At 72.5% G+C, this 17,623-nt stretch carries 12 protein-coding genes and 2 pseudogenes; 8 read left to right on the plus strand and 6 right to left on the minus strand.

Translation table 11 applies throughout. From position 1 onward, the window contains the following. Positions 1 to 154: 154 nt before the first annotated feature. Entirely contained in the window at positions 155 to 709 is a 555-nt protein-coding gene (locus ACSIH6_RS34185) for a DUF4245 domain-containing protein (protein WP_435112467.1), read from the minus strand. Between the two features lie 50 nt (positions 710 to 759). Continuing rightward, positions 760 to 1,359 carry a TetR/AcrR family transcriptional regulator gene (locus ACSIH6_RS34190; protein ID WP_435112477.1) on the minus strand — a complete coding sequence of 200 codons (600 nt, stop codon included), beginning with the start codon at positions 1,357 to 1,359 and terminating at the stop codon, positions 760 to 762. A 173-nt stretch (positions 1,360 to 1,532) separates the two neighbouring features. On the opposite strand from ACSIH6_RS34190, the gene glpX reads away from it, so the two are divergent. Then, positions 1,533 to 2,573 (plus strand): class II fructose-bisphosphatase, encoded by a 1,041-nt coding sequence (glpX, locus tag ACSIH6_RS34195; protein ID WP_435112468.1) that lies wholly within the window; start codon positions 1,533 to 1,535, stop codon positions 2,571 to 2,573. Positions 2,574 to 2,765: 192 nt separating this feature from the next. After that, complete coding sequence (locus ACSIH6_RS34200) at positions 2,766 to 4,466, plus strand: hypothetical protein (protein WP_435112469.1); 1,701 nt, start codon at positions 2,766 to 2,768, stop codon at positions 4,464 to 4,466. 74 nt (positions 4,467 to 4,540) lie between these two features. On the opposite strand, the pseudogene ACSIH6_RS34205 reads toward ACSIH6_RS34200, so the two are convergent. Both ACSIH6_RS34205 and ACSIH6_RS34210 read right to left on the minus strand, forming a co-directional pair. Beyond that, positions 4,541 to 5,056 (minus strand): annotated as a pseudogene (locus ACSIH6_RS34205) (ABC transporter permease); the annotation flags it as partial. Positions 5,057 to 5,100: 44 nt separating this feature from the next. Then, positions 5,101 to 6,333, minus strand: a pseudogene (locus tag ACSIH6_RS34210) (RNA-guided endonuclease InsQ/TnpB family protein). Between the two features lie 452 nt (positions 6,334 to 6,785). Here ACSIH6_RS34210 and ACSIH6_RS34215 point away from each other — a divergent pair. The 5 genes from ACSIH6_RS34215 to ACSIH6_RS34235 all read left to right on the plus strand — a co-directional run bounded on the left by ACSIH6_RS34215 (position 6,786) and on the right by ACSIH6_RS34235 (position 12,164). Beyond that, positions 6,786 to 7,193, plus strand: a complete 408-nt coding sequence (locus ACSIH6_RS34215) for an RNHCP domain-containing protein (RefSeq protein ID WP_435112470.1) — start codon at positions 6,786 to 6,788, stop codon at positions 7,191 to 7,193. After that, positions 7,190 to 7,618, plus strand: coding sequence for an RNHCP domain-containing protein (locus ACSIH6_RS34220; RefSeq protein ID WP_435112471.1), 429 nt, complete (start codon positions 7,190 to 7,192; stop codon positions 7,616 to 7,618). The genes ACSIH6_RS34215 and ACSIH6_RS34220 overlap by 4 nt, the downstream gene beginning before the upstream one ends. 194 nt (positions 7,619 to 7,812) lie before the next feature. Continuing rightward, positions 7,813 to 8,403, plus strand: a complete 591-nt coding sequence (locus ACSIH6_RS34225; protein ID WP_435112478.1) for a DUF1707 SHOCT-like domain-containing protein — start codon at positions 7,813 to 7,815, stop codon at positions 8,401 to 8,403. A 250-nt stretch (positions 8,404 to 8,653) separates the two neighbouring features. Further along, the gene (locus ACSIH6_RS34230) at positions 8,654 to 10,042 is read left to right on the plus strand and encodes a class II fumarate hydratase (protein ID WP_435112472.1); all 1,389 of its coding nucleotides are present in this window, start codon (positions 8,654 to 8,656) and stop codon (positions 10,040 to 10,042) included. Between the two features lie 217 nt (positions 10,043 to 10,259). After that, on the plus strand, positions 10,260 to 12,164 hold the full coding sequence (locus ACSIH6_RS34235; RefSeq protein ID WP_435112473.1) for a serine/threonine-protein kinase: 1,905 nt from the start codon (positions 10,260 to 10,262) through the stop codon (positions 12,162 to 12,164). Positions 12,165 to 12,296: 132 nt separating this feature from the next. On the opposite strand, the gene ACSIH6_RS34240 is transcribed toward ACSIH6_RS34235, so the two are convergent. Beyond that, positions 12,297 to 12,941, minus strand: a complete 645-nt coding sequence (locus ACSIH6_RS34240; RefSeq protein WP_435112474.1) for an aggregation-promoting factor C-terminal-like domain-containing protein — start codon at positions 12,939 to 12,941, stop codon at positions 12,297 to 12,299. 58 nt (positions 12,942 to 12,999) lie between these two features. After that, on the minus strand, positions 13,000 to 13,713 hold the full coding sequence (locus ACSIH6_RS34245; RefSeq protein ID WP_435112475.1) for an aggregation-promoting factor C-terminal-like domain-containing protein: 714 nt from the start codon (positions 13,711 to 13,713) through the stop codon (positions 13,000 to 13,002). 414 nt (positions 13,714 to 14,127) lie between these two features. Between ACSIH6_RS34245 and ACSIH6_RS34250 the strand changes: the two genes are divergently transcribed. Beyond that, positions 14,128 to 17,562: an SCO7613 C-terminal domain-containing membrane protein gene (locus ACSIH6_RS34250; RefSeq protein ID WP_435112476.1), complete on the plus strand. Its 3,435-nt coding sequence runs from the start codon at positions 14,128 to 14,130 to the stop codon at positions 17,560 to 17,562. Positions 17,563 to 17,623 lie beyond the last annotated feature (61 nt).

Here is a 17,623-nt window from a genome sequence, read left to right on the forward strand (position 1 = left end):
TCGGGGAAACCGACCGGGCGCCTCCTCATGTGGGAAGTCGGACGCCGGGGCGCCCGAGGTGACCGGCGCGGGAGGGACGAACACGAACCGCGACGTCGACGTCAGGGCGGGGAAGCGGGCACGCCCGGAAACGGCCGGGGCCCGCCGGCCCCGCTCAGGCGCCGTCCGAGGGCTCCCCGCCACCGTCGGCGTCGGTTTCCAGGCCCTCGGCCAGGTGGGTCAGCTCGTCCAGGTCGGCGGGGCCGAACACGACCAGGGTCGCGCCCTCCTCGCGCAGGACCAGGGCGTTCTCGTCCTCGGACCCGTGGTGCTCCCACTCACGGCCGTCGATCGCGACCGTACCGGCCTGCTCGGCGCCCGGGACCCTCTCCGCGAGGACGGCGCCGGGGTCGGCGTCGCTCTGGACCACCATGGCGTGGCTGTCCTCGGCCGTGGCGAAGCCCACGCTCCACTGGACCGGCCCGGACACGTCCAGCGTGGAACTGGTGGGCGTCCACCCCTCCTGTTCCAGGTCGGCGGAGGGCACCGTCACCGGGTAGTCCGCCGCCTCCCGCAGGACGTCGGCGTCCGGCCGGTACTCCACCGACGGAATGCTCTCGCCCGAGCGCGTGGCGACCACGAACGCCATGACCAGGACGATGCCGATGATGACGCCGAGGGAGATGGCGTAGTTCTTGAAGGTCGCGCTGGACCGGCTGTACTCACTCATGACCTCTCCAGCTTGCCGCAGGTCCCGGGCCCCGGGGACCCGGGGTGCGCTTAGCGCCGGGGTTCGAGCTGGGTGAGCAGGCCGGTGATGTCGTCGGCGAGCCTGCGGGCCTCGGCGTCCTCGCGCTGGACCACCTCGGCCACGGCCAGCAGCATGGCGCCGCTCACGACGATGAGCAGGGCCTCGTCCACGGGCTCGTCGGCCTTGCGGAACAGCGCCACGTTGCGGTCGGTCCACTGGGTGAGCCGGGCCCGCAGCTGGTAGTCGAACCCGGGGGGGCCGTCACCGCTGAAGAACAGCCGTGTGGTCTCCCTCTCCTCGATGCACCCGAGCAGGTAGGCGCGGGCGGCGATGTTCATCAGCCGCGTGGGGTCCTTCTCCCCGTCGGAGCGGGCCTCCACGACCGCCTGGTGGGTGCGGTCCTGCTGGCGCTGCTGGAACTCCTCGTACAGGGCGAGGTAGAGGTCGGCCTTGCCGCTGAAGTGGTGGTAGAGGCTGCCGACGCTGGCCCCGGCCGCGGCGACGACCTCGCTCACCCCGGCCTTGGCGAAACCCACCGTGCGAAAGACCTGGGATGCCGCGTTGAGCAGGGCGCTGCGGGTGGCCGCGCCGCGCGGGGAGATCCTCGCGGGCTTGTCCGTCTTGTCCACTGTCACGCCTCACTCCAGTCCGGGTCACGCCAGAGTAGTCCGTCCCCGTCCACCCGTGACCGCCCCGAGGGGTACCCGTGTCCCCGAGGGGTACCCGTGACCCCGCAGGTGTCACATCGGGTGACTACCCTAAGACCTGCCCCCGCCCTGTTGTCCCGACGGAAGGTGTGTCCATGTCGCAGTCCAGCAGCCCGCCCAAGGCCCCGGATCGCAACCTCGCGCTGGAACTGGTCCGCGTCACCGAGACCGCGGCGCTGGCCGCGGCCCGCTGGGTGGGCAAGGGCGACAAGATCGGCGCGGACGGCGCCGCGGTGCGCGGCATGCGGCACATGATCAGCACCGTGTCCATGAACGGGACCGTGGTGATCGGCGAGGGCGAGAAGGACAACGCCCCGATGCTCTACAACGGTGAGCGGGTCGGCGACGGCGGCGGCCAGGACTGGGACGTGGCGGTCGACCCGATCGACGGCACCACCCTGACCGCCATGGGTATGCCCAACGCCGTGTCGGTGATCGCGATGAGTCCGCGCAACACCATGTTCGACCCCTCCGCGGTGTTCTACATGGAGAAGCTCGCCACGGGCCCCGAGGCCGCCGACGTGGTGGACATCGCCGCTCCCGTGGCCGACAACGTCCGGGCCGTGGCCCGCGCCAAGGGCAAGTCGCCGCAGGACGTGACCGTCGTCATCCTGGATCGCCCCCGGCACAAGCAGATCGTGCAGGACGTGCGCGACGCGGGCGCCCGGATCAAGTTCATCAGCGACGGCGACGTGGCCGGGGCGATCATGGCGGCCCGCGCGGGAACCGGCGTGGACCTGCTGCTGGGCATCGGCGGCACCCCGGAGGGCATCATCACCGCGTGCGCGATGAAGTGCCTGGACGGCGTCATCCAGGGCCGCCTGTGGCCCAAGGACGAGGAGGAGCGCCGCAAGGCGCTCGACGCCGGGCACGACCTGGACCGCGTGCTCCGCACCGACGACCTCGTCTCGTCCGACGACGTGTTCTTCGCCGCGACCGGCATCACCGACGGGGAACTGGTCGGCGGCGTCCGCTACGAGTCCGCGCGGGTCATCACCGACTCCCTGGTCATGCGCGGCCGCAGCGGCACCGTTCGCCAGGTGCTCAGCGAGCACCGCCTGGGCAAGCTGGCCTCCTACAGCGGCGTCGACCTGACCTCGGCCCCCTACCGCGGCGAGGAGCCCCAGCCGGTCTAGGCCGCTGACCCGAGGACCTCCGCGGAAAGCTCCACCCCGGTGTCCCGTCCCGGCCGGTACGGGACACCGGGCCCCTTCCCCACCGGCCGACCGAAAAGGGCGCGGGACGCGAACCACACCGGGTCGATGCGGCATCAGACCCGGCGTTGGTTGCGCGGTGCACGCGCCAAGGAATTCCCCGCCGGAGGTTTGATGTCCTACCCCGATCCCCCACAGCAGCCCCAGTGGCAGCCCCAGCAGCCAGGGCAGGGCTACCCTCCGCCGCAGGCTCCCGGCCAGTACTCCGCGGGCTTCGGCGGCGGCGCGCCCGGCGGCCCCTCTCCCACGGGCTTCGGCGGCGGTACGCCCGGCGGTCCGCCCCCCGCGGGCCCCTTCCCGGGGGGTCAGCACTCCGGCGGGCACGTGCCGCCCTCCGGCGGCGGCCGCAACAGGGGCTGGCTGATCCCGACCGCCGCGGGCGCCGCGCTCCTCCTCATGGGCGGCACGGTGTGGGCCACCGTCTCGCTGGTCAGCTTCGGCGGCCCCCAGCCGGAGGACGTGCTCCCGGGCAGCGCGCTCGCGTTCGGCAGGATCGACCTGTCCATCGACGGCTCCCAGGCCATGGAGCTGTTGCAGTTCGTGGAGCAGCTCCCCGACGAGGTCACCGCGGAGATGGACGAGCCCGACGGTGACATGACAGGACTGGTCGCCGAAGGGTTCGTGGCCGCCTTCCCCGAGGCGCAGCAGTCCGAGGTCGAGGAGTGGATCGGCCAGCGCGTGGGCTTCGCGATGTGGCCCGCCAGCGGAGAGGCCGAGCTGGGCGAGGGCGCCGGCGTGGCCGGGGCGTTCGCACTCGCGGTGGAGGACGAACGGCTCGCCCAGGAGGATCTGGAGCAGCTCAGCGGCGACTACGACGACCTCTACTTCGAGGTGGTCGACGACTTCGCGCTCCTCACCACCTCCGACGCGGCACTGGCCGACCTGCACGCGCAGGTGGACGAGCACGGTCCCCTGGCCGACGCCGACACCTTCTCCGACGACATGGCCGACGTGCCCGGTGGCAGCCTGGCCGCGGGATGGGCGGACCTCGCGCGCCTGATGGAGGTCGAGGAGTTCGCCCAGGAGTTCGAGGCCGACCTGGCCGCCGAGACCGGTGAGCTGAGCGGCCGGATGACCGCGTCCCTGCGGGTGGACGGCGAGTACCTGGAGGCGCGGACGGACGTCTTCGACCTCACGGTGAACGACACCGACCTGGCGTGGCTGGCCGAGACCCCGGGCGCGAGCGTGGCGGCGATGGAGTCGCTGCCCGAGAGCACGGTCATGGCCGTGGGCGCCAGCGGCCTGGACACGGCGCTGGCCGACGCCTACGAGAGCGACTCGATCCCGTTCATGACGAGCAGCGGCCAGATGCAGGAGATGGAGCGCCAGTTCAACTCGATGGGCGCCCCGCTGCCGGAGGGATTCACCCAGCTGCTGGGTTCCTCGACCGCGCTCGGTGTCACCGACATGAACCTGGAGGGCTTCTTCGGGTCCTCCTACGGTGACGGTGGGGAGGCGTCCTTCCAGTACCGCGCGGTGGGCGGTGACGAGCAGATCCTGAGCGACTTCGTCGAGGGCATGGTCGTCGACTCGTACAGCACCCCGCCGGGGGTGAGCACCGACGGCGACGCCGTGGTGGTGTCCCAGGGCAGCAGCGCCACCGGGCGTCTGGGCGACGACCCGGTCTTCCAGCAGACCATGCAGGAGATGGACTCGGCCGTGATGGCCGGGTACATGGACCTGCGCCAGGTGCTGACCGACAGCGAGGTGGAGGCCCCCGACCAGTGGGGTGCCGTGGGCGTGGCGCTGAACGTCACCGAGGAGGGGCAGCGCAGCAGCGTCGAGCTGCGCTGGTCGCCCAGCGGCGGCGAGTAGCCGTACGACGCACGGGTGCGCGGACGGCGTGGGGGAACGATGGTCTCCCCACGCCGTCCGTGTGTGTGGGGGGGTCAGCCAACCACGCAGCGTCTCATCCGGGCGCACGCCAGGAACCACATGAGGACCACGAACACCAGCAGCACTCCGAGGTGGAGCAGCGCCGGCCCGGCCCCGAGGTTGCCGAAGACCGCCCCGCGGGTCAGTTCGACCGAGTGGTAGAGCGGGTTGACCATGGCCGCGCTCTGCACCCAGGCGGGCAGTTCCGTGAGCGGGAAGAACGTGCCCGCCACCAGGAACAGCGGGGTGAACAGGCCGCTGAACACGTAGTCCATGGACCGCACCGAGTTGATCAGGGCGGAGATCCAGATCCCGAAGAGCGCGAAGGCGAACCCGGAGAGGAAGGCGATGAGTGGCACGAGCAGCAGGCCGGGGCCGGGACGCAGCCCGAACCCGACCGCGACCAGCAGCGGGACGCACCCGTACACGCCCGAGCGCATCGCCAGCCACAGCGCCTCGCCGGTGACGAGTTCGCGCACGTCCACGGGGGCGGCGAGGATGCCCTCGTAGGTGTGCAGGAACCGGCGTTTGTTGACTTCCTCTCCCGCCTGAAGGCAGGAGGTTCCGGAACCACCTACCGGTGGTTCGAGGCCAGGGCCTCGTCACGGGTCGCGCCGTGGCCTTCCTGTTTCGTCGCCGGTCGCCCCGTCCGGGAGGACTCCCGTTGAGGTCTCACACCAGCTCCGCAGGCCAACACCGCCAGCCCGGCGGCTTCGAGATTGAGCGCCGCGTTCACATCCCGATCATGGGTCACCCCACAGCTGGGGCATGTCCACGTCCGTACGTTCAGCGGCAACGACACATTGAGGTACCCGCATCCGGGGGTCGAGCACGCCTTGGAGGAGGGGAGGAACCGGTCCACCACGACCAGGTCCCGCCCGTACCAGGCGCACTTGTACTCCAGCATGGTGCGCAGCTCACGCCAGGCCACATCCGAGATCGCCCGGGACAGCCTGCGGTTCCTGACCAGGTTGCGCACGGCCAGGTCCTCGATCACGACCACTTGGTTCTCGCGGACGAGTCGAGAGGTGAGCTTGTGCAGGAAGTCCCGACGCCGGTCGGTGATACGGGCGTGCACCCGCGCCACCTTGCGGCGGGCCCTGTCCCGGTTGGCCGAACCCGGTCGCTTGCGGGACAGGGCCCGCTGGGCCCGGGCCAACTTCGCTCGGTCACGTTGCTCGTGGCGGGGGTTGGCCACCTTCTCCCCCGTCGACAACACCACCAACGACGTCACACCCATGTCAACGCCGACCGCACCATCGGCGGCCGGGGTCTGCTCGATGGTGTCCTCGCACAGCAGGGACACGAACCAGCGCCCGGCCGCGTCACGCGACACCGTCACCGTCGAAGGACGGGCTCCTTCGGGCAGGGGACGCGACCACACGACGTCCAGCGGTTCGGCCATCTTGGCCAGAGTCAGATGGCCGTCGCGGTAGCGGAAGGCGGACCGGGTGTACTCCGCGCTGGCGCGCGAGGTCTTCTTCGACTTGAACCGCGGATACCGCGCACGCCGGTCGAAGAAGTTGCCGAACGCGGTGTGCAGGTGGCGCAGCGTCTGCTGGAGCGGGACACAGGAGACCTCGGCGAGGAAGGCCAACTCCTCGGTCCTCTTCCAGGCGGTCAGCATCGCCGAGGTCTGGGAGTAGCCCACCCGTTGCCGGTGCTGCTGCTAGGCGGCGGTGCGTTCGGCCAAGGCGCGGTTGTAGACCAGGCGCACGCACCCGAACGTGCGCGACAACTCAGCCGCCTGCGCATCGGTCGGATAGAAGCGGTACTTGAACGCCCGCTTCACGCTCTTCCTGGTCATGGAACACACCGTAGCGACCGCTCCGCGATCGCGTGAGGAAAATCCAACACAAAGTCACGAGAAGGAGGGGGTGTTTCCTCAGACAGCGGGGGCAACGGATTTCCAGCGGGTTTTTCCGGCTGTGGAAACACTCCCCCGCGCCGTGTGCGGCCGCCGCGTGCGGGCCGCGCACGCGTCCCCGTCGCGCGGGCCGACCATCGAAAAACCCGTTGCCCCGGTCGGGGCGTCCGCCTACGATCGTCCTCCGGACCCGTAGGAACGAGAATCCGGAGGACGACTCCGGACGGAGAAGGGTGAGTATGCCCCGGAACGCGCCGAGCGCGCCTGACAGTCACGCGGGCCACCGCCGTACCCGGTCCCCGGGTACCTGAGGCGGCCACGCCCCTTCCGTCGAGAAGCGCTCGGCCTGCTCCCTGCTGTCTGTCACCGTTTCCAGCAAGGAGTACCTCCGGGTGTCCACCACCGATTCCTCCGGCCGTTCCGGCCGACGCGCTGGCTCAGGCCACCGCTCCGACTCCGTTCCGCGCACCGGCGCCTTCGCCTGCGTGCGCTGCGGTCTGACCGTGTCCCTCCTCGACCCCGACGGGGACCCGCGCGACCACTGCCCGAGCTGTCTGAGTTCCCGCCACGTCCTGGACCGGATCGGGGGCGGCGCCTCCGACTGCGGCGGGCGCATGGCGCCGATCTCCGTCGCGGTCCCGCGCGGCGGCGCCTGGACGCTCATCCACCGCTGCGGCGTGTGCGACGAGATGTCCGAGAGTGCCGTCTCACCGGACGACAACCACCTCGTCCTCATGCGGATCGCGGTCCGGCCGTTGGCCGAACCGCCCTTCCCGCTCGACCTGTTCGGGGAGGTGTGAGCGTGGGCCGACGCAACACCCGTGTCACCAGGCGTCCCCAGCGCCCCAAGACCGTGCTGCACGCCCACGGCGAGGCGGGCGGCGCGGGCTCGTTCCGCTGTGTGCGGTGCCGCCTGGAGATCCCGGCCCGCGCGCCGGGGACGGCCCACCGCAACCACTGCCCGCACTGCCTGGCCAGCCTGCACGTGGACCTGCGGATCCCCGGCGACCGCGCGTCCGACTGCCGGGGCGCGATGGACGCGCTGAGCATGGCGGCGCGACCGGACGGGGAGTGGATGATCGTCCACCGCTGCGTGCGGTGCGGCGAGCTCGGCTCCAACCGCGTGGCGGGCGACGACAACGCCCGCGCACTGGTCAGGGTGGCGGTCCGGCCGCTGGCCGCCGCCTCCGACGCGGTCGCCAGGCGGGCGCTGATGGACCTGTAGCGGCGGGCGGGGCGGGGCCGTGCGGCTCCCGCCCCGCCCGGGTCCGGCGCGCCACGCTCCCCGGGCAGACCGACGCGGGGCGCTTCCCGGGCAGACCGACCCGGGGCGTTCTCCGGACGCCACCGACGCGCGGTCCTCCGCGGACGGGCGACCGTCCCGGGGTTTCGCCTAATGTGGGCGGTGTGAGTGAGGAAGTGTCCCCCGATCGGCTCCGCGCCTCCAACACCGACCGCGAACGGGTCCTGCGGGTCCTGCGCGATGCCGCCGCCGACGGCCGCCTGGACCTGGAGGAGTTCGAGGAGCGCTCCTCCCTCGCGCACGAGGCCCGGACCCTCGGCGAGCTGCCCGGGATCACCGCCGACCTCCTCCCCGCCGAGCAGCAGCCCATCCGTCTGGACCGCCAGCCCGTCCTGGGCCTGTTCGGCAGCGCCGAGCGCAGGGGCCGCTGGGTGGCCTATCCGAACGAGCTGGCCGTGGCGCTGGTCGGCAGGGTCGAGGTGGACATGCGCGAGGCGCTCCTGATGCACAACCATCACCGGATGACCGTGACCGCCGTCCTGGGCCGCGTGGAGATCGACGTCCCCGAGGGCGTCGAGGTGCGGCTGACCGGCTGGTCGTTCCTGGGCAGGCGCACCACCACCGCGCGCCGCTCCGAGCTGTCCCACCCCCCGGTGCTGGAGATCGACGGGTTCTCCCTGTTCGGCGTGGTGCGCGTGCGCGCCCCCAGGAGGCGCCGCCTCCTGGGATGGCGCCGCCGCGAGCGCCGACGCGGCATCGGGGCCTGACCCCGGCCCGCACGGTGCCGCCGCGGGCCGACCGGCACACCTCGTCGGTCCCGGCCCGCACACCCCCGGAGCCGCCGCGGGCCGCACCGGACCCGCACCGACCTGCGAGGACCGCCGACCGGGCACAGCAGACGGCGGCGGTGTCAACATGACGCGCGCAACACCGCCAACCCCGGGTGAGGTGGCGGTGTGCTCCGGTGCGTCTGGCAGTCTGGGGCTCACAGGTTTTCCCAGGGAGAGTTGGGTTGCAATGAGCGAGTTCCGTATCGAGCACGACTCGATGGGTGAGGTCAGGGTTCCGGCCGAGGCCAAGTGGAGGGCCCAGACGCAGCGTGCCGTCGAGAACTTCCCGATCTCCGGCCAGGGCCTGGAGGGCGCGCACATCGCCGCCCTCGGCCAGATCAAGGCCGCCGCGGCCAAGGTCAACGCCGAACTCGGCGTCATCAGCGACGACCTGGGCAAGGCGATCCGGGAGGCCGCCCTGGAGGTCGCCGAGGGCAGGTGGAACGACGAGTTCCCGATCGACGTCTTCCAGACCGGCTCGGGCACCTCCAGCAACATGAACACCAACGAGGTCGTCGCGACGCTGGCCACCGAGCGCCTCGGGGCTCCCGTGCACGCCAACGACCACGTCAACGCGTCGCAGTCCTCCAACGACGTGTTCCCCTCCTCCATCCACATCGCCGCCACCTCCGCCGTCCAGAACGACCTGGTCCCGGCGCTGCGGCACCTGGAGGAGGCGCTCAGTGCCAAGGCGACCGAGTTCGCCTCCGTGGTCAAGAGCGGCCGCACGCACCTCATGGACGCCACCCCCGTCACCCTGGGCCAGGAGTTCGCCGGGTACGCCGCCCAGGTGCGCTACGGCGTGGAGCGTCTGGAGGCCGTCCTGCCGCGCGTGGCCGAGCTGCCGCTGGGCGGCACCGCCGTGGGCACCGGCATCAACACCCCCGAGGGCTTCTCCGCCCGGGTCATCGCGGAGATCGCCGAGCACACCGGCCTGCCGCTGACCGAGGCCCGCGACCACTTCGAGGCGCAGGGCGCCCGCGACGGCCTGGTCGAGCTGTCCGGCCAGCTGCGGACCATCGCGGTCGGCTTCGCCAAGATCGCCAACGACATCCGCTGGATGGGCTCGGGCCCCACCACCGGCCTGGGCGAGATCCTCCTGCCCGACCTCCAGCCGGGTTCCTCGATCATGCCGGGCAAGGTCAACCCGGTCCTGTGCGAGGCCATGCTCCAGGTGACCTCGCAGGTCGTCGGCAACGACGCCGCGGTGGCCTTCGGCGGCGCGAGCGGCAACTTCGAGCTGAACGTGCAGCTGCCGATGATCGCCCGCAACGTGCTGGAGTCGATCCGCCTGCTCTCCAACGTCTCGCGCGTGTTCGCGGACCGCTGCGTGTCCGGGATCGAGGCCGACGCCGAGCAGTGCCGCGTCTACGCCGAGTCCTCGCCGTCGATCGTGACCCCGCTCAACCGCTACATCGGCTACGAGGAGGCCTCCAAGGTCGCCAAGCAGTCGCTGAAGGAGAAGAAGACCATCCGCGAGGTGGTCATCGAGCGCGGCTACGTCGAGGACGGCAAACTCACCGAGGCGCAGCTGGACGAGGCCCTCGACGTGCTGCGGATGACCAACTCCCAGTAGTCGGACCCGTCGCACCACGGGGCACCCCGCGCACGGGGTGCCCCTTCCGTGTGCTTGTCGGGGCGGTCGTGTGCCGGGCGGGGCGCACGGTGCGCGTGGGTCGCGGTTGTGTCTCACTCGGCCGCGGAGGGCTTCGACCAGGAACCTTCCGCGCGCGTGAGGCGTCCGACATCCTTGAACAGAGCACCTTGGAAGCCCGCCTTCGAGAGGGCAGTACATGTCGAGCAACAGCGACAGTGAACGCATCGTCGCGGACCGCTACGTCCTGCGCCGTGAACTCGGCCGCGGCGGCATGGGGGTGGTCTGGGAGGCCTTCGACCCGGCGCTGGACCGCGACGTCGCGATCAAGCAGGTGCTGCTTCCCGACCACTTCACCGACTCCGAGCGCGCGGACGCGCACGGCCGGGTCCGGCGCGAGGCTCGCTCCGCCGCGCGGATCAGCCATCCCACGGTGATCACCATCCACGACGTCTTCGAGTACGACGGCAACCCGTGGGTGGTCATGGAGCTGGTCGAGGGCGGGTCCCTCCAGGACCGGCTCAACGAGCGGGGCGCCCTGCCCCCGGACGAGGTCGCGGAGATCGCCGAGTCGCTGCTGCGCGCCGTGCGGGCGGCGAACGCGGCCGGGGTCCTGCACCGCGACATCAAGCCGGGCAACATCATGACGTCCCTGGACGGCCGGGTGATCCTCACCGACTTCGGCATCGCGACGATGGAGGGCGGGCCGAGCATCACCCGCACCGGCGCGCTGATCGGTTCCCCCGAGTACATGCCGCCCGAGCGGCTGTCGGGCGGCCCGGCCGAGCACCGGGGCGACCTGTGGAGCATCGGCGTGACCCTGTTCGCGGCGGTGGAGGGCACCTCCCCGTTCCGCCGCGACAGCCTCACCGCGGCGATCGCGGCCGTGATGTCCGCTCCGCTGCCGCCGATGACGCGCGCCGGGTGGCTGGAGCCGGTCATCTCCGGTCTGCTGGAGCGCGACCCGGACCGCAGGCTGGGTGTGGACGAGGCGCTGGCGCTGCTGCGCGAGCGCGGCGGACCGAACCCGGGCGGCGACGGCAGCGGCGGCCTCGGTGCGGCGGGTGCCGTGGGAGCCGCGGGGACGGGCGCCTTCGGAGGCGGTGCCCCGACCTTCGGCAGCGTACCGCAGGGCGGACCGGCGAACCCGGTGACGCCCGCGACGCCCCTCCCGCACGGGCACCACCCGGCCTACCAGCACCAGTCGACCCACTCCGTGGGAAGCGGTCACGGCGGCATGGGCCGTGGCCCGGGAGTGCCCGGAGGCCCCGGGGCTCCCGGTGTCCCGTTCCACTCGGGCGGTCACGGCGGCGCGCGCCCGGGTTCGGGTTCGGGGAACACCAGGCTCCTCATCGGTGTGGGCGCCGCGGTGGTGGTCCTGGGTCTGATCAGCGGCGTGGCCGTGGTCGGCGCGACCCTGCTCGCGGGCGACGAGGCCGAGGGCGGCGCCTCCGAGACGCTGTCGGCGTCCGAGAGCGCGAGGCCCCCGGCGGAGCCCTCCACCTCGGTCGGCGGGGACGAGGGCGGTGTCGGCAGCGGCGGGGAGGGCCGGGGCGACGACGGCGGCCAGACGGGCGACGAGGGCGAGAGCGGGGACGAGGACGGGGAGCCGCCGTCCTATGACGAGCTGGAGACCTTCCAGTCGCAGTGGTTCCACGTGGACTACCCGGCCGGGTGGCAGGTGGACGACAGCGAGATCGAGAACACGCTGGCGGTGTTCGTCGCGCCGGGCGGTGACCACCAGGTGTGGGTGACCGGCTGGACCGAGCAGGAGTTCACCGGGACGAGCGCCGAGTACCTGGAGGAGACCAACGGCGGGACGAAGGTCGAGGGTGACGTCACCGCCGACTACACGCAGCTGGAGCTGGAGGAGTTCGACGACGGCGACTTCGAGGAGGGCTGGGACGTCGCCATGGTCGAGTCCGACTTCACCAACGAGACCTGGGCGAGCCAGGAACGGCGCTTCTGGGCCTACGCGGTCAGCGCCGAGTACGAGGGTGACCGGGTGTTCTACCTGGTCAGCGTGAACGTTCCGCGCGAGGACGCCGACTACTACGACGACCTGCCCGAGGACGTCATGGAGTCGTTCGACCCGAAGCTGTGAGCGCGCCGCCCGACGGTCTCGGCGGGCGGGGCGCCGAACGGGACGGGGGCCGTTCCGGAGGGGAACGGCCCCCGCGTCTTCCGTACGTTCCGGAAGAGGCGTCCGTCGGCGGGGCGTGGACGCCCCGGCGGATCAGTACCAGCCGATGGACTGGGAGTGGGCCCAGGCCTCACAGGGAGTGCCGTAGCGGCCCTTGATGTAGTCGATGCCCCAGGCGATCTGGGTGGCGGGGTTGGTCTGCCAGTCGTCGCCGTGGGTGGCCATCTTGTCACCCGGCAGCGACTGGGGGATGCCGTAGGCGCCCGAACTGGGGTTCTGCGCGCTGGGGTTCCAGTTGCTCTCCTTCTCCCACAGGGGTTCGAGGCAGTCGTGGAACTCGCTGGCGGCCCAGCCCTCGGCGAGGACCATCTCCAGGGCGGTGCCCTTGGGGTCGCCGGTGAAGACGGGAGTCTCCTCCTCCTCTTCTTCTTCCTCTTCTTCCTCCTCCTCGATGTCGCTTCCCTCGACCTGGGCCGTCAGGACCCCTTCGGTGAGGGCCGCGTCACGCTGCTCCTGAGCCTGGATGCGCAGGGTCTGGAGTTCTTCCTGGGACAACTGCTCGGAGAAGAACGACTCCTCCCCGGCTTCGGTGTCGGCGGCGGGTTCCTCGGCCTCCGGAATGGCGGCGCTGGCCACCGTGTCCGGATCGATGTCGTCGTCCGCGAACGCGGTGACGGCGAAGGTCGCACCCGCGACGAGAGTCGCCGCACCGACCGCCGCCGTACTACGCAGCGACATTCGGTTGATTAGCACGATTGCCTTTCCCAAGAGGGGGTTATTGGCAGGGAAAGCCCTATTAATACCAGTTGTTGGACTGGGAGTGGGACCAGGCGCCGCAGGGGTTCCCATAGCGGTCCTTGATGTAGTCGATGCCCCAGGCGATCTGGGTCGCGGGGTTGGTCTGCCAGTCGGAGCCGTGGGAGGCCATCTTGTCGCCGGGCAGGGCCTGCGGAATGCCGTAGGCGCCCGAACTGGCGTTCTCGGCCGTGTGGTTCCAGTTGCTCTCCTTCTCCCACAGCGGCTCCAGGCAGTCGTGGAACTCGCTGGCGGCCCAGCCCTCGTCCAGGACCATCTGGAGGGCGATCTCCTTGGGGTCGCCGGAGGGGGTCGACCCGGCGGAGCCGCCGCCGGAGGAGTCGGAACCGCCGGAGCTGTCGGCCTCGGGCTCCTCCTCGGGCTCGGGCTCGGGTTCGGGGATGTCGCTGGCCGTCCCACTGTCGGCGCGGACGGCCTCGTCGACGGCCACCCTGGCCTGCTCCAGGCTCTCCTCGCGCTGGGCCTCCCGCTCCTGGTCGCCCTGTTCGGGCTGCGCGGCGAAGAAGTCCTTGGGCTCGCCGTCGCCGCCTCCCGCCGCCGCCTGCTGGTCGGGGACCACTGCGGCGGAGCTGAGCTGGCCGGGGTCGATCGCGTCGCTCTGGGCGAACGCGGCGACCGAGAACGTGCCGCCCGCGACGAGGGCCGCGGCGCCGACGGCGCCCGCATGTCGCAGTGAGATGAGGTTGAGTAGCAAAATCGCCCTTTCGCGTAGACGCACACGCGCCCGACGGGGTCCGCGTGTGTGAGAGTTCGCCGCCGCTGACCACGTGGCCCGGGGTGGTGCGCGCGAGGGAAGGGGCTAGCCGTTCGACCGACCGCGGCGCGGGTTCCCACGTGGGAGGGGATGTTCGTGCAGCGGGTTCAGCCTGCATCATCGTCACGATGAAGTAACGCCAGTTTTACTATGGCTTGAGTCACATCACGGAATGCATCCGAAATACAGTGCTTTGACCTGCGCTTCGACACGCAGAGTCAAGGAGTGGTCAAGCCCGCGGCGCTGTGGCGGGGATCTCCACGCCTCCCGGAAAGAGACAGGGGTCACCGGGGACGGTGCTCCTGAGTACCCGTACGGATGTGCGCGGACGGCTCCGAGGGTCAGGATGGCGCCATGAACGTCCACGGATCCCCGCCGTCCCCCGCGGGCCCCCGGCTCAGGTGCCCGGACTGTCGCGCCCCGCTCCCCGCCCTGCCCCGGACCTGCCAGCGGTGCGGGCTCCTGCTCGTCGGCTCCACCGCCCAGCGGCTGTGGCACATCGACACGGAGATCGCGCTGCTCGACAGCCGTAAGCGGACCCTGCGCGAGGAGCGGGCCGCCGTCGTGGCACTGCTGCGCGAGGAGTCGGGCCGGGGTGTGCCCCCGGCCGGTTTCGGAGCCGGGCCCGTTCCCGGGTTCGCGGACGGGCAGGCCCCGTACGCGTCGGCGCACGGCCCGACCGCGGGGGCTCCGACCGGGCGGCTTCCCTCCGGACGGACTCCGGTCGTCCAGGACGCGTACGGACAGTCCCCGGCCGGGCGGGCGCCCGGCGCACAGGTACCGGCCGAGCAGGTCTCGGCTGGGCGGTTCCAGTCCTCACGGGTCGCGTCCGGGCCGCCCGGGGAGGTCACCCGCCGCTCGGCACAGAACGTCATCCTCGGGCTGGGCGGCGTGCTCGTCGGCATCGCGGCCCTGGTCTTCGCCATCTGGACGTGGAGCGACATGGGCACCGGCGCACGCGCCGGGGTCCTCGGGTTCACCACGGCGGTCTTCGCCGTCCTGGCCCTGCCGCTGCACCGGCGCGGCCTCAGGGCGACCGCGGAGACCTTCGGCTGCCTGGCCGCCGTGCTGCTGTGCGTCGACGCCCTCGCGCTGTGGCTGCTGATGTCGGAGCAGCTCGGGAGCGGGCCCGGCTACACCGCGGCCGCGCTGGTCGTCATCGGCGCGCTGCTGGCGTCCTATCCGCTGCTCGTGCCGCTGAGGACGCCGCGCGTCCTGACCGTTCTGCTCCTGCAACCGGTGCCCGTCCTGCTGGTGGTGGCGTCCGGCTCCCCCGACCTCTGGTCCTGGCTGCTGCCCGCCCTCTCCGCGACCGGGCTCGTCGACCTGCTCCTGGCCCGGTGGTTCGGACGGCCCCGTACGGGCGTCCCCGTGCGCGCCCTCCGCGTCAGCGCGACCGTGCTGTGGGTGCTGACCATGGTTCTGGCGCTGCTGTACACGGCGTTCGTCCTGGCCGCCTCCACCGCGGGCGTCGACCACATCGGAGCCTGGTGGTTCGTGGCCGTCGCCCTGCTGCTGTCGGGCGTGACCGGTCTGCTGTTGGCCCCCGGCCCGCTGCCCCACGTCCCGGAGGGCCCCGGCCCCGTGGGCGCTGCGGGCGGTGCCGCTGGCCTGGGAGTTGCGAGCGGTACCGGAGCCCCCGGCGGCGGTGCCGCCTCCAGGGTTCCCGCGGTCATCGCCCTGCTGGTCCTGGGGATGGCGCCGCTGGCCGCCGGGCCCGCACACCTGCCCGCGCTGCCCAGGGTGCCCCCGCACCTGTGGAACGGCGGCCCCCCGACCGCACCGGTGTCCGGCGTGCTGGGTCTGCCGACGACGGCCCCTCCGGACACCGGGTTCCACCTGGTCGCCGTACTGGTCTGCGCCGTGCTGTCCCTGGGCGCGGTGTTCCTGCTGCGCCGCCGGGCGCTGCTGCCCGCCGTCGCCCTGACCGCTCCCCCGACCCTGCTGACGGCCGTGCACCTGCTGGACCCGCCGCACGCGGTGGCCGTGGTCTGCGCCCTCCTGGTCGGCGCCGCGCTGGTCCTGGCCACGGCCCTGCCACCGCGTCGGACCGGCGCCTGGGTGCCCGCGCTCACCGGAACCCTGACCCTGCTCACCGGCGGCCTGTGGTCGCTCCCGGACCAGTACACCTCCCTGGCCGCCCTCGTGCTCGTGGAGGCGGCGGTCCTGGTCGCGCTACTGCTGTACCGCCGGTCCAGCCGTCCCGCGGCGCTCTACGCGACCGGCCTGCTCCTGTGGGCGCTGGCCCTGCTGACCGGCGCGTTCTTCGGACTCGGCCTCGTGATATCGGACACCGTGCCGCCTCCGGCGTGGTGGCTGCTGGCCGCCTGCGCGCTGGCGGCCGGGGCGAACGCCGTGGTGCTCGGACGGATCCCCCTCCCGACGGCGAGCGGTGCCGGGGGCGACCCACGGCCGGTGTTCACCGTGGTCGGGCTGCTCCTGCTCTCGTCCGTCCCGCTGCTGGTCGGGCGGGGGCACAGCCCCGGCCTGCCGCTGCTGTCCGGCGAGTACGTGCCGTGGGCGGCGCCCGTGCGTGCGCTGGGCGACCCCGCCTACTCCGTCCTGGGGCTCCACCGCGTGGCGGGCCCTGCGGAGGCGGTCGCGACGGCGGCCGGGATGCTGCTGGCCGGTACGGTGGCGGTGGCCCTGGTCGCCCTGCTCGACCGCGGGCGGACGGCGGCCGCGGCGGTGCTCGCCGCTCCGCCCGCGCTCGTCGCGCTGCCCCTGGTCCTGGACGCGCCGTTCCTCGGCGCCCTGCTGTGGGTGTTCGCGGTGGGTTCGGCCCTGGCGCTGTGGTCGGCGCTGACCCGGGACGGGCGGCTCGGCTGGCTGGCGGGGCTGACCGGACTCCTCACCCTGCTGCTCGGTGCGGGCTGGGCGCTGGTCCAGGAGCACGCGACCACGGGCGCCCTGATGGGGGTCGCGGTGGTCGCCGCGGTGGTCGCGGCCCTGGCCCGGACCTCCGTCGCGGCGATCGGCGCCACGGCGGTGGCGACGGCGGCGACGGGCGGGTTCGCGCTCGCGCTGCCCCTGCTGCTGGGTGCTCCGGTGGAGTACGCGGCGCTGGCGCCGATCGCGGTGGTCGCCGCGGTGGCCGTGGCCGCGCCGCGGCTGCGCGGACCGCTCGTACCGGCGACGGAGGTCCCCGCCTGGGTGTGGGCGGCGGTCTCGCTGGGCGTCACCGTGGCGGCGGGGGCGCGGCTGGAGCTGGTCGCGCTGGCGCTGGCCGTGGTCGGGGTCGTCGCGCTGGCGACCGCCGCGCGGCCGGACCGGCGCTGGTTCGCTCTGGTGGGCGCGCTGCTGATGCTGGCCGCGCTGTGGACGGTGCTCTCCGCGTGGGACGTGGCCGTACCCGAGGCGTACACGGTGCCGTCCGCCCTCGCGGCACTGGCCGTGGGCTGGGAGTGGAGCCGCGGGGCGGCCGAACCGCCGTCGAGCTGGGCCGCCCACGGCGGCGGCCTGGCGCTGCTGTTCCTGCCCACCGTCGTGCTGGTGCTGGCGGAGGACGGCATGGTGTGGCGGGTGCCCGCCGTGCTCGTGCTGGGTCTGGCGGTGACCGTGTGGGGCCTGCGCCGACGGCTCCAGGCGGTCCTGGCGACGGGCGGGCTGGTGCTGGTGGCGACCTCGCTGCGGGCGTTCGGGCCGCCGCTGTGGGACCTGACCCGCCTGGTGCCGAACTGGGTGCCGTTCGCCGTCGCGGGTGTGCTGCTGCTGGTGATCGGCGCCCGCTACGAGGCGAGCCTGGAACGGCTGCGGCGTCTGGGGCGCCTGGTGGCGGGGATGCGCTGAAAAGCTCGACCACACGCCCGTGGAGCGCGGGTCGGCGACCCGCCGAGGGGCTCCACGGGGG

The organism is Nocardiopsis synnemataformans (assembly GCF_965343085.1).
Lineage (GTDB): Bacteria > Actinomycetota > Actinomycetes > Streptosporangiales > Streptosporangiaceae > Nocardiopsis > Nocardiopsis alborubida.